General features: G+C 41.1%; 14 protein-coding genes. 8 read left to right on the top strand and 6 right to left on the bottom strand.

The features are described from left to right. Positions 1-28 precede the first annotated feature (28 nt). Complete coding sequence (locus tag V6M43_RS05735; protein ID WP_332733196.1) at positions 29-1,054, top strand: SDR family NAD(P)-dependent oxidoreductase; 1,026 nt, start codon at positions 29-31, stop codon at positions 1,052-1,054. Between the two features lie 77 nt (positions 1,055-1,131). Beyond that, a complete protein-coding gene (locus V6M43_RS05730; protein ID WP_332733194.1) occupies positions 1,132-2,211 on the top strand; it encodes a carboxypeptidase-like regulatory domain-containing protein in 1,080 nt (359 codons plus the stop codon). Between the two features lie 19 nt (positions 2,212-2,230). Here the strand turns inward: V6M43_RS05730 and V6M43_RS05725 are convergent, their stop codons facing one another. Next, positions 2,231-3,175 carry a UDP-3-O-(3-hydroxymyristoyl)glucosamine N-acyltransferase gene (locus V6M43_RS05725; protein WP_332733193.1) on the bottom strand — a complete coding sequence of 315 codons (945 nt, stop codon included), beginning with the start codon at positions 3,173-3,175 and terminating at the stop codon, positions 2,231-2,233. 236 nt (positions 3,176-3,411) lie between these two features. Here V6M43_RS05725 and V6M43_RS05720 point away from each other — a divergent pair, with 236 nt between their 5' ends. From V6M43_RS05720 to V6M43_RS05700, 5 genes are read left to right on the top strand one after another with little or no spacing between them, the layout of a single operon-like run. After that, entirely contained in the window at positions 3,412-3,999 is a 588-nt protein-coding gene (locus tag V6M43_RS05720) for a pseudouridine synthase (protein WP_332733191.1), read from the top strand. A gap of 48 nt (positions 4,000-4,047) precedes the next feature. Continuing rightward, positions 4,048-4,923, top strand: a complete 876-nt coding sequence (locus V6M43_RS05715) for a YicC/YloC family endoribonuclease (RefSeq protein WP_332733189.1) — start codon at positions 4,048-4,050, stop codon at positions 4,921-4,923. Between the two features lie 15 nt (positions 4,924-4,938). After that, positions 4,939-5,418: a gliding motility lipoprotein GldH gene (locus V6M43_RS05710; RefSeq protein WP_332733187.1), complete on the top strand. Its 480-nt coding sequence runs from the start codon at positions 4,939-4,941 to the stop codon at positions 5,416-5,418. A 2-nt stretch (positions 5,419-5,420) separates the two neighbouring features. Further along, on the top strand, positions 5,421-6,407 hold the full coding sequence (locus tag V6M43_RS05705; RefSeq protein WP_332733185.1) for a sensor histidine kinase: 987 nt from the start codon (positions 5,421-5,423) through the stop codon (positions 6,405-6,407). Beyond that, positions 6,404-7,102 carry a response regulator transcription factor gene (locus V6M43_RS05700; RefSeq protein ID WP_332733183.1) on the top strand — a complete coding sequence of 233 codons (699 nt, stop codon included), beginning with the start codon at positions 6,404-6,406 and terminating at the stop codon, positions 7,100-7,102. Before V6M43_RS05705 ends, V6M43_RS05700 begins: the two co-directional genes overlap by 4 nt. Before the next feature lies 1 nt (position 7,103). On the opposite strand, the gene V6M43_RS05695 is transcribed toward V6M43_RS05700, so the two are convergent. Genes V6M43_RS05695 through V6M43_RS05685 form a run of 3 tightly spaced genes read right to left on the bottom strand, consistent with a single transcriptional unit; the run spans position 7,104 to position 10,613 of the window. Continuing rightward, positions 7,104-8,957, bottom strand: coding sequence for a BatD family protein (locus V6M43_RS05695; RefSeq protein ID WP_332733181.1), 1,854 nt, complete (start codon positions 8,955-8,957; stop codon positions 7,104-7,106). A 19-nt stretch (positions 8,958-8,976) separates the two neighbouring features. Next, positions 8,977-9,675 carry an SDR family oxidoreductase gene (locus V6M43_RS05690; protein ID WP_332733180.1) on the bottom strand — a complete coding sequence of 233 codons (699 nt, stop codon included), beginning with the start codon at positions 9,673-9,675 and terminating at the stop codon, positions 8,977-8,979. Positions 9,676-9,692: 17 nt separating this feature from the next. Further along, positions 9,693-10,613, bottom strand: coding sequence for a DUF2167 domain-containing protein (locus V6M43_RS05685; protein ID WP_332733178.1), 921 nt, complete (start codon positions 10,611-10,613; stop codon positions 9,693-9,695). Between the two features lie 70 nt (positions 10,614-10,683). On the opposite strand from V6M43_RS05685, the gene V6M43_RS05680 reads away from it, so the two are divergent. Next, positions 10,684-11,385 (top strand): YjjG family noncanonical pyrimidine nucleotidase, encoded by a 702-nt coding sequence (locus tag V6M43_RS05680; protein ID WP_332733176.1) that lies wholly within the window; start codon positions 10,684-10,686, stop codon positions 11,383-11,385. 89 nt (positions 11,386-11,474) lie between these two features. Here the strand turns inward: V6M43_RS05680 and V6M43_RS05675 are convergent, their stop codons facing one another. Beyond that, positions 11,475-11,645, bottom strand: a complete 171-nt coding sequence (locus V6M43_RS05675) for a hypothetical protein (protein ID WP_332733174.1) — start codon at positions 11,643-11,645, stop codon at positions 11,475-11,477. A 66-nt stretch (positions 11,646-11,711) separates the two neighbouring features. Then, complete coding sequence (locus tag V6M43_RS05670; RefSeq protein ID WP_332733173.1) at positions 11,712-12,371, bottom strand: phosphatidylserine decarboxylase family protein; 660 nt, start codon at positions 12,369-12,371, stop codon at positions 11,712-11,714. Positions 12,372-12,387 lie beyond the last annotated feature (16 nt).

The raw sequence follows: 12,387 nt of genomic DNA, 5'->3' as shown, positions 1-12,387 counted from the left end.
TCTTTTATTATTACTTAGATTTGACTTCATGACCCCAACAGGTAATCCCGAAGCAGGAATGAATCACATATTGGTTACAGGAGGAACTGGATTTCTGGGGGCCTATATCCTCAGGAGGCTCATATTGGATGGTTTCAAGGTAACTGCCATTAAAAGAAAAGATAGTGCCCTGCCCAATTTTATTGATCCCGAAATAATGCAGCAAGTCAACTGGGTTGAAGGCGATGTTCTCAACATTGGTTCGCTGGAAGATGCAATGGAAAATGTTGACGCAGTCATCCATTCAGCCGCAGTAGTCTCTTTCCATAAGGCCGACCGTAATAAAATGTATGCTACCAATATAAATGGTACGGCTAATGTGGTGAATATGGCTATTGAAAAAGGTATTAAGAAGATGGTACATGTTAGTTCGGTGGCCGCGCTTGGTAGAACCAAAAACGGTGAGACCGTAGACGAGAATAAAACCTGGACTATCAGCAGAAATAATACTCATTATGCCATTACCAAACAGAAAGCAGAAATGGAAATGTGGAGGGGAATGGCTGAAGGCCTGCAGGGTGTAATTGTGAATCCCAGTACGATACTCGGCTATGGAAACTGGAATAACAGTAGCTGTGCTATTTTCAAAAATGCATGGCAGGAATTTCCCTGGTATACCAATGGAGTAAACGGCTTTGTTTATGTTGAAGATGTTGCAAATGCTACGGTCCAACTTCTTAAGTCAGATATTTCAATGGAACGTTTCATTGTAAATGGGGACAACTGGAGTTTTAAGGATCTGCTCACTTCGATGGCCACTTCTTTTGGGAAAAAACCTCCTTCACGAGAGGCAAGTCGGCTCCTGGGCTCCCTGGCATGGCGCTTCGAAAAACTTAAATCAATATTTTCCGGGCAGAAACCTCTACTCAGTCGTGAATCTGCAAAAATCGCACAAAGCAAAACCCGATTTACCAATAGTAAAATTATGGGAGCGTTACCCGGATTTCAGTTTACCCCCCTTGAAGAGGCAATTAAGATGAGCTGTAAACGGTATTTACAAGAGCATTCACGATAAATGGCCTCTTTTTTGATTCATCTGCATACGACTTCACTTAAAACAACGTTTTAATTGCTGTTCCAAACTTGATCCTTATGCAAACACTGGTCGTACTTTTTACCGCTCTGTTCTTATGTCTCAATTCCCTTAATGCCCAGGACCAATTTAAAGTGACTGGAAGGGTGATTGATTCGGCTACCCAACAACCCTTAAGTGGAGCATCGGTTTTTTGTCAGAATACAACCTTCGGAGTAATAACCAATGCCGATGGAGAATTTGCCATAAGTCTCCCGAGAGGAGGTTATGACCTCGTAGTTTCATTTACCGGCTACCAGTCTTTTGAACAGCGTATCAATACATCCAGTACTGAGCCAATTGCTATTTCTCTTATGGCAAAAGATAAAAGCATGGAAAGTGTTACTGTGGCAGGAAGCAATGAAGTACCTGATGGTTATGTAAAGTATGGTGAGTTTTTCAACGAGCTGTTTTTTGGAACAACTGCAAATGCGAAAGAATGTAAGCTGCTCAATCCTGAAGCATTAAGGTTTTTCTATAGTAAGAAACGTAATAAATTGAAAGTGCTTGCAAAGGAAGACTTGCAGATTGAAAATAATGCGCTCGGCTATAAGATCAGGTATCAATTGGATTCGTTGAGCTTTGAATATGGCCCTAAATTGAGCACCTATACAGGTTATCCCTTTTTTGAAGAGATGAATGGATCTGATGTAGAACAGGCAAAATGGAATTTCAATCGTAAGAAAGCTTACCTGGGCAGTAAACTCCATTTTATGCGCGCCTGGTATGATAGTACAATTCAGAAAGAAGGGTTTGCTCTTGAGCGTGTGAACCCCGATGCCAGAGAGTTTGAGGCAACACCAATCGAAAACTATTATGACTCTGCCTTTTATAGTTATGATAGCAGTGCTGTTGACATTGCCCTGCAAGGAAAATTTCGCATCAAATACAATAAGGAGAAACCCGATCCCAAATTTGTAAGCTTCTTTAAATTGCCACCCCATATAAGGGTGCAATTGTCAATCCTTGATATCCTTGATAGTTTTGTAATTGAAGAAAATGGCTATTGGCATCAACAGACTGATCTGATCAATACAGGTTATTGGAGTTATGAAAGGATGGCGGAAGCTGTGCCTTATGATTACCTGCCATCAGAATAAATTTGAACACAGTTTATTCTTATGGTTTCAGTTTGGCCCAGATCTCTGGAATTCTTTTGATCCAGATCAGTTCCCTTTTTTTCACAGATGCTTCATCCGTAGGCGATCCCCAATAAATTTTGCCACCCTCCAGGTCACCAGGAACGCCCGCCTGTGCAAGTACAACCGCATTTTTACCAATAGTAAGGGTTTTATTTACACCTACCTGACCCCATAATACTACCCCGTCCTCCAGCGTTACTGCACCCGCAATACCAACCTGTGCTGCTATAAGGCAGTTCTTTCCAGTAACTGTATCATGACCTACATGCACCTGGTTATCAAGTTTGGTACCGGCTCCAATTATCGTATCTGAACTAACACCCCTGTCGATAGTACAACCAGCTCCGGTTTCCACGTAATCCTCAAGTATAACCCTGCCACAACTCTGCATTTTTTTATACCAGATTGATCGATCTTTTTTAGTGTTATAATAGAAAGCATCTGATCCTATAACGGTACCGGATTGGATTATCACGTTGTTACCAATGATACAATGATCCAGTATGGTTACATTGGCATGAATACGGCAGTTGCTTCCAATCACAACATGATGTCCGATAAAAACATTCGGCGCAATATATGTGCCTTCTCCAATTTCAGCAGTATTGCTAATGGATTGCGTTGCAGGTGTGAAGGGGCGAAAGTGGTCAACAATTGTAGTATAGGCTTCAAAAGGATTGTCAACAACCAGTAATGCTTTGCCTTCTGGAACTATAACATCACGATTGTTTATGATAATAAATGAAGCTGCTGATGACAAACATTTCTCGTAGTATTTAGGATGATCCACAAACACAAGATCACCTTCTTCAACACGATGGATCTCATTAATACCTGTTGCCATACCAGAACTATTGCCGATGAGCTCCGCATTGATCAATCCAGCCATCCATGTTAAAGAAACCGGAGAAGGGAATCGCATAATTTGAAATTTGCTCAAAGGTAATTGCATCTGTTGTGATGGAAATCATGATTCGCTTTTCCACACGACAAATAAAAATGTGAATAAAATTTATTGAAATATTTTTTTCGTTAGCAAAAATTATTTTTAATATTGTGTAGGGAAATTTTGTTCCCTACTTACTAACCCATCCAAAATACAAAGCTCGGTTTACTCCCGGGCTTTTTTTCTGTCTATTATTCAATGTTTCATTCCTCATGTTGCATTACTTCGCGTTATATAAACCCTTTGAAGTGCTGACACAATTCAGTTCAGAAGGGAATAAGAAAACACTTAAGGATATCATTGATGTTCCTACAGATGTCTACCCTGTTGGCAGACTGGATTATGATAGTGAAGGATTGTTGCTACTTACCAATGACAAAGGCGTGAATGCCGCATTGTTACAGCCTTCTAAACGGCGGGAAAAATCTTACCTAGTGCAGTTGGAAGGTGAGATCACCCCAGAAGCTATATCTAAACTTGAGAAAGGAGTTGATATTAGTATTAACAGTAAAATACATCATACCCTGCCTGCTAAAGTTATATCGCTATCAAAAGCACCCGCATTGCCCGAAAGAAATCCTCCTATACGCTTCCGTAAGAATATTCCAACGAGTTGGATAAGTTTATCGATAAGTGAAGGCAAGAACCGTCAGGTTAGGAAAATGACAGCTGGTGTTGGATTCCCAACCCTAAGACTCGTTCGTTATAGTATAGGAGGCCTGAATATTGAGGGATGGCATCCTGGAGAACTGCGATCATTTACAAGGGAAGAATTTTATAAACTGGTTTTTAACGGCTAATCCCTCTATCCTCTCAATTCCTTACCTTGCCCCTTAAACATTATTTACATGCTGAAATCAATGACGGGCTTTGGAAGGTCAGAACAGAATGTGGGAGATAAGACCTTCCTGGTAGACATTAAATCGCTTAATGGCAAACAGTTTGAATGTTCATTGCGAATGCCCGCATTTCTGAAGCCATTTGAATTCGATATTCGTAAACGCCTTTCCGAAAAGCTGCAGAGAGGAACAATTGACTGCACCGTAAGCCTTAAGCAAACCGGGAATGCAAAACCTGTATCTATTAACACCTCACTGGCAAAAGCATACTACCAGCCGCTCGCTGAACTTTCAAAAGAATTGGGACTGGATCCTTCCCAGATCCTCGGTAATATTCTCAAACTTCCGGAAGTGATTACCCCCAGCTCCGATACTTTAACAGAAGAGGAGTGGCTGACCTTCCGTGATATACTTGACCAGGCAGCTGAAGAACTCAATATGCATCGTTACGAAGAGGGTAAGGTGCTGGAAGATGATTTATTGAAAAGGATTTCCAATATCGAAAAACAACAACTCATCGTTGAGGCACTCGAACCACAGCGACAAAAAAAGATAAGGGAAGGACTGGTAAAACTTCTTGAAGAGAATGTAGGTCAGGAGAATTATGATAAGAATCGCCTGGAACAAGAGATTATTTTCTATATAGAGAAAATTGATATCAGCGAAGAAATGGTTCGTCTGAGAAACCATTGTGACTATTTCAGGACCATGCTTCGTGAGAATGATTCAGAGATAGGAAAGAAACTTTCCTTCCTGCTGCAGGAAATTGGCAGGGAGATCAATACCACCGGCGCTAAAGCTTATGATTCTACTATCCAGCAGTCTGTGGTTATGATGAAAGATGAATTGGAAAAAGCCAAGGAGCAGGTGCTGAATGTTTTATAAGTTATTTTTACAGGTATGAAACTCGTTCATCGATTTTTGTTTTTAATAGTGCCAGCTGTTTTACTGGTTGCCTCTTGCCAGAAAGTGGATCTTTTTGAAAAAAATGTATCCCTGAAGGAGCATCGCTGGCCATCAGCAGTGAAACCCGAAATAAGTTTCACCATCACTGATACTACATCACTGTATAATCTTTTTGTGGTACTCCGGCATACGGAAGCCTATCGCTACAATAATTTATGGTTGAAGATCCATACAATTGCGCCTGGTGACAGTACTGGTTCACCTCAATCACTCGACCTGCAACTTGCCAGTAATGAAAAGGGATGGCTGGGTGTTGGGATGGATGATATTTATGAACACCGTATAAGAATTACTGCCTCTGCCATTCCCTTAAAACCTGGAACGTACCGCTTCAAACTGGAGCAGATAATGCGTGATGATCCATTATTACATATCCTGAATGTTGGGATAAGGGTGGAAAGGGCACCCAACTGATTATGCCATTACGTTTTTTACCTAAGCAGAAACTTGCCATCGCCACAGCCATTTATTGGTTCCTTTTGCTTTATATCATAGCCGCCCTTTTCTTTTGGTTTGCTAAACTCCAGCAGCAGAATCAACAGATGGCACAGCAAAAGTTAATGGAACTGGTTGCAAATGACCCCGATTATATCCGGAAAGTGGAAATGATCAATGAGGAAGCCCGGCGAAAAACGATGCAATTCAATGGAGAGGGTATTACGTTCCTGCTAATTATCCTGGTGGGTGCCGTATTCGTTTTCAGGGCTGTAAGAAGGCAGTTCAAAACAGCTCAGCAACAACAGAACTTTATGATGGCAATTACCCATGAGTTAAAAACGCCGATTGCTGTTGCAAAGCTTAACCTGGAAACACTACAGAAACACAGGCTCGATGAGGAGAAGCAAATGAAACTTATCCAGATGACGCTTCAGGAAACCAATCGCCTGAATACACTGACCAATAATATTTTACTCTCCTCTCAATTGGAGGCTGGTGGATACAAAATGGTCTTGGAAGACATTGCCATTTCCAATCTTGCAGAAAAGCTAATGACTGACCTGCAACACAGATACCCGGACAGATTAATGGAATGGAACATCCAGCCCGGTCAATTTATTAAAGGGGACCCTGTTTTGATTGAAATAATGATGAATAATTTACTTGATAATGCGCTTAAATATTCACCAAAAGATAGCCCAATAATATTATCCCTCTATGATGGTGGTACCGGTGTGATACTGCAGGTAAAGGACCAGGGTATCGGTATACCAAATGAAGAAAAGCAAAAAATCTTTGAACGATTTTACCGGATCGGAAATGAAGCAGTGAGAAAAACAAAGGGTACCGGTCTGGGTTTGTTCCTTTGTAAAAAAATAGCAACCGACCACCACGCCCTTATCAATGTTTCAGATAATGATCCGAGGGGCAGTATTTTTACCATACAATTCAGATATAAACGATGAAATCATTATCGATATTATTGGTGGAAGATGAAGAAAACCTCCATGAAGCGCTCAAGCTAAACCTTGAACTGGAAGGATATGAAGTAACCTCTGCCTTTGATGGTCTGAACGCAGTTAAAGCAGTGCAGAACGAATATTTTGACCTGATCATTCTTGATATAATGCTACCTGAAATGGATGGCCTTGCCGTAATGGAAACCATCCGTATACAGAATAATGAAGTACCCATATTGGTGTTGAGTGCCAAAAGCACCAGTGCCGACAGGGTCCTGGGCTTAAAAAAAGGTGCCGATGATTATCTCACCAAACCCTTTAACCTTGAAGAACTGCTGATAAGGGTACAGAAACTTATTGATAAGAACATCCGTATACAGGTTAAAGATTCTATTGGTGATATCTATGTATTTGGTGATAACAGGATTGATTTCAAAGCCCAGGAAGCGGTAACAAAAAACGGCACAACTATACAGCTTAGTAAAAAGGAAGCCATGTTGCTTAAATTACTCATCGAAAATAAAAACGATGTGGTTCCCCGTGAAAAGATCCTCCAGACAGTTTGGGGATACAACGTATATCCTACAACACGAACCATCGATAACTTCATTCTCAACTTCCGAAAATATTTTGAGGACGATAGCAGAAATCCACGTTACTTCCACTCTGTAAGAGGGGTTGGCTATAAATACAGCGAGTAGTTCATATTACACGGATCGCGGCCATTAGCGCTTCAGTTCTTTCAATCATTGAGCCATCAATAGTTACACTGGATTCCGGAACATAAAGTGCCCACTCACATTTATCCCAGGTTTCCTTTAATACGCTAAGGTCATTTTCTGATAATCCCCTTAATGCAAGCAGTTCTAATACCAAAGGTTTCTGCTGGGCCGATCGTTGCAACTTCATTTTGAAGCTGATGACCTCCCAAAGACCTTTCTCTATTCCCAGGTAGAAATTACGACCATCGTTTTCCTTCAAGGCTTTGCGTGCCATCAGCAATGGATCAGCTGGAGCAGATGGTGTTACAATTTTCTTGTCTGTTTCAGCCTTGGCTAACAATTCCTGTTCTACCCTCGCTAATTCAATTTTCTCTTTTTTCTTTTTGCGACCATAAAATACCAGGAATATTATTAACGCAAGCATTAATGCCAGCAACCACATAAGCCAATAAGAAGATCTATCACTTGATGAGCCATCAATTGCCCTCACAGGAAGATTTATTTTTCGGTTAACCCCAGGTGTTACATTTAAACGCAAACTGTCCGTTTCTACTGTGCGGTAGGCTTTTGAGAGGGGGTCGAAAAAGCTGAAACTGATTCCTGGTAAATTGAATGTCCCGCTCTTTTCCGGCGTGAATGTATACACTATGTATTTCGATCCGGTCATAGGCGCAACAACCTTATTGATATCTTCCTTAACCAGGGGATCATAAACAAGAAAGCTATCAGGGAGGTTCCAGGCGGGGGCGTTTACAAGGGGGATATTTCCACTGCCTTCTATCCTTAGATCGAGGCTTGCATTTTCACCCGCAGCCACTGTGCTGTCATTGAGGGTTGCTTTAAGTGTAAAATTTCCAACTGCCCCATTAAAGCCGGGAGGCGCGCCTTCGGGGAGAGGATTCACTGTTATAGTCAGGGGCTGGCTGCTTAGGGTAATATGATGCTCCTCCCAATTACCCATATCATCTGTCAACAGATCATCAAACATACGTTCCAAAGATGATCTTGGTTGTTCTGCCATTCCATCTGAACTTTTCCTGCGAAGAAACCGTACGGTATTCTGCAACTCAACTGGTTCAAGTACAAAACTTCCTTCCTGTAGAGGGAAAAGCTGTGTTTTGCGGATGATATGGACCTGGTAGGGTAACCCGTTAAAAGTTTCAATTGAAGCGCCACCGCCATCAGGGGCTACCATATCATAAACACTGAATCCATTCATGGAAGGCCGCTTGCTCACCCTAGATTCAGAACGTAGTCGGGTATATAGTTTATAAGTGGCCACTATAGGCTCTCCGATAAAGGCCGATGTTTTGTCTACCTCAAGCCTTACCAATAAATTATTCCTGATCTTATCTGCCGCATTCTGCCCGGGCTCCAATAGATAATCTTCCTCAGCTCTTTGCATCATATCCGGTATTCCCGGGTTCATTGGATATTTATTGGGGCTTGGAGCGGGAGCATCCGTTACTTCAATGGCAACATTATTTGATTGCATCAATCGTCCATTTATTGTTGCAGTTGCTCCTGTTATTATTATACGCCCCAACTTTTGTGGCCTCAGTATATAGGTCATGGCTTTATACTGACTAAGCTGTCCATTCACTAGGCTCATGCCGGTAGTTTCCACCGGCCCGTGCATTACAAGGAAATCACGGAAAACAGGGGCACGGAAGCCTTCCATAGACGTTGCGTTTTCCAAAATGAACTGTACCTGCAATACATCATTTATGCTGATGGTCTGCTTTTCAACAATCGTGGAAAAACTTGGTTGGGCTTTTACTATTTGCGGTACAAGTAACCAAACACAGATAATTATTAGGTGTCGAATTTTCAATCTTAAAATGTTTCGGAATTCAAAGATCGCCCAATTGTGGCCTTAGTATGATATCTTCCACACAGGCCTGGGGCGATAACCGGCTGGCAGCTTCAACCATTATAGCTATATCCGTTGCTGTCATGATTCGCTCCGGATCAATTCCTGCTCCTTCCCAGGAGGCAGTATAGGCGGCACCGGGCATAACCGCCGTTACCTTAATACCATATATTTTCATTTCTTCACGAAGGTTACGGCTGAATCCAAGTAAAGCATATTTACTTATTCCATAGGATCCACCATTAGGATAAGCATTGAGGGAAGCGATGGAGCAAATATTAAATATATGACCTGATTTCCTGGCCATCATAGAAGGCAGAAATGCCCTTGTAGTGTGATAGGCGCTATGCAAATTCAGCAACATCATTTCTTCCATCACTCCTTCGGATTCATTATGAATACTTCCCGGTATGAATGATCCGGCATTATTTACAAGAATATCAGGAATTCCAAATGAGATTACCCATTCCGAGAAAGCCTTTATCTGCTGCCGTTCACTCATATCAGAGGGCATGGCCCTGATAGAACTGCCCGGATAACGGTTGAGGAGCTCTTCGGTAGTTTTATAAAGACTTGCTTCGCCGCGGCTACATAAAAATAAAGAATGGCCACCAGCAGCAAACTGTTCCGCTATTGCTTTGCCAATACCTTTACTGGCACCTGTAATCACAATATTCATGCTTAAAAATAAGCATCTTAAGCTTCCTTCCTTCCCACTTTTCTTTTAAGGGCTACAAATGATCCGGATATAAGCCCTGCAATCACCAAAGTGCCTAACACAATTTTTGGAGATATCATACTTATGGTAGCAACCTGTCCGGCAGCATTTCCTGAGATAATGGTACCCACGGTTAATTCTGCTATAGAATCAGTTCGCTTGTCGAAATCATCATATTGATGGCCATCAGTAAATTTTGCTATTGCAATTACATTGGGCAGGTCTTTTTTTACTTGTTCAATCTGTGGCATCGTAGCCACCGCATTGAAACTTATCATACTGTTCCTTCCAAGAATTCTTGCCTCATAATTAAGTACATTTATATCACTACCCGTTACAGCAATCTCTTTTGCCCAGTGAACGCTATGATTATCTTTATCATACCTGGGAACAGCAGCCCAACCCACTATATTCATAGTATTATAACCCATTTCCAGCCTTCTTGCATTTGCCTTCTCCTGGTTGCGTTGTAATTCCACAATTAAATCATCATAATTTGTTTCGGCCGCATCATGATCTTTAACATAACCAATGGGATGATGGCTGATAACATAGGTAAATTCCTCATCAGCATTGTTGATACGGAATGATTTCCGCACCAGCATACCCTGTACGGAACTATCGGGTAAATTTCCCCACAGATCTTCCAGAATGAACCGGGTTTGGGCTGCGTCAATGAACTTGTACTGCTCAGGAATATCCAGCACAACACTATTGCCGGCTATCAATATCCTGCCTGTCTGGTAACGAATTTTTTTGTCAGTTGAATCAAGCTGCTTTTTAAATTGCTTCCTTAATACTTTTTCGGCCCTAACGGCTGCTTTTGAGCCTTCAGGATTTCCTGCAAAAGCCATAATGGAAATTACCAGGGCCAAGCCTGGCATTAAGATCCTTAACATGTTGAGATCGGGGTTTCGGGTTAGTCAGGCAAGTTTACATCATTATAACGTAACCAATATCTTTGTTGCAATGAAAAAAACGTACCGTCATATATTTTTCGATCTTGATCACACTCTCTGGGATTTTGAATCAAACGCCTTACAAACTTTAAAGGACATTTATTCATCTCTTCGGTTATATGAATTTGGAATCGAAGACTTTGAACGCTTTCACCACCAATATATTTTACACAATGATAAATTATGGGAGCGTTACCGTAATGGATTTATTAAGGTTGATGAACTCAGATGGAAACGTATGTGGTATACTTTACTCGATTTTAAAATCGGGGATGAAAAGCTTGCCCGACGAATGGGTGATGAATTCCTCAACCTGTTGCCTACCCGAACCATACTTTTTCCACACACCAATGAAATCCTGGATTACCTCCAAAGAAATGGCTATTCTCTTCATCTGATCACCAATGGTTTTGAAAACACCCAGCATAATAAATTGAAGTATTCTAATATTGACGGGTTCTTTTCAAAGGTTATCACCTCAGAAGGCAGTAACAGCCTGAAGCCCCATCGTGAAATATTTGACTATGCCTATAAAATAACAGGAGCAAATGCCTCTGATAGCATAATGATTGGAGACAATATTGAAGTTGATATAAACGGTGCAAGAAATGCCGGAATGGACCAGGTATTTGTTAACCATATAAATGACCAGCCCGATGAAAATGCCACCTATACAGTGTATTCCCTGATAGAGCTTAAAGAGATTTTTTAGCAGAAAGCAGAAGGCAGTAGAAACTGGGATCTCTTATGATTTTACCAGGTTCTACTGCCTATTATAAATTATGGCTGGAAAGTCTCCTGTTAAGAGACTTTAGCTGTACTGGCCTTCTTGCAACATGCTTTTTTATCGCCCGCCTTTGCCTCTTTTTTACAACAATCTTTATCTTTCTTTGAACATTTCTTTCCATCGCAAGCAATGGCCGCACCAGTACTCATTACTACAGCCAATGCCAATACAAATAATTTTTTCATATTTTTTCGGTTTTAGGTTATTACCAAGATAAAATCAATAACGTTAAATGTAAAACAATAATTGCTTTAAAGCAAGCCGGCCAGAACGGTAACCCCTCCCTTAACTTTCTGTTCTAATGAAACATTTACCCGGCTTCCAATTGGCAGCAGAATATCAACACGACTGCCAAATTTAATAAAACCCAGTTCTTCATTCTGCATAACCTGCATACCTGGTTGCAGATAATTTACGATCCTTTTAGCAACTGCACCAGCAATTTGTTTTACAAGTATTTCATTGTTTCCCTTTTTTATCACTACACTATGGCGCTCGTTCTCTGTTGATGATTTTGGATGCCATGCAACCAGGTATTTGCCCTTATGGTATTTGCTATATATTACATCCCCTGAAAGTGGATTTCGGTTTACGTGTACATTAGCCGGACTCATGAAAATGCTCACCTGAAGCCTTTTATCCTTAAAATATTCCTCATCAAAAACTTCCTCAATAACAACAACCTTTCCATCTGCCGGGCAAATCAATAAGGACTCGTCGTAAGTCATATTTCGGGCTGGAAGGCGGAAAAACGATATAATAAAAAGCAGGAGGGCTAATAAAACCACGAATATTATCCAGCTTACCAGCGGCGAATAAGCGCTGATAAAGAAAAAGGAGAGGAGATTGAGGGATGCAAATATCAGCGTAGCAATAGCAATTGATTTATAGCCTTCCTTATGAATGGTCATGTTAGTTGTTTAAAGT

This window comes from Flavihumibacter sp., assembly GCF_036676075.1.
Taxonomy (GTDB): Bacteria; Bacteroidota; Bacteroidia; order Chitinophagales; family Chitinophagaceae; genus Flavihumibacter.
Note: the sequence above shows the minus strand (reverse complement) of the source record. Positions and strands in the feature narration are given on the sequence as shown.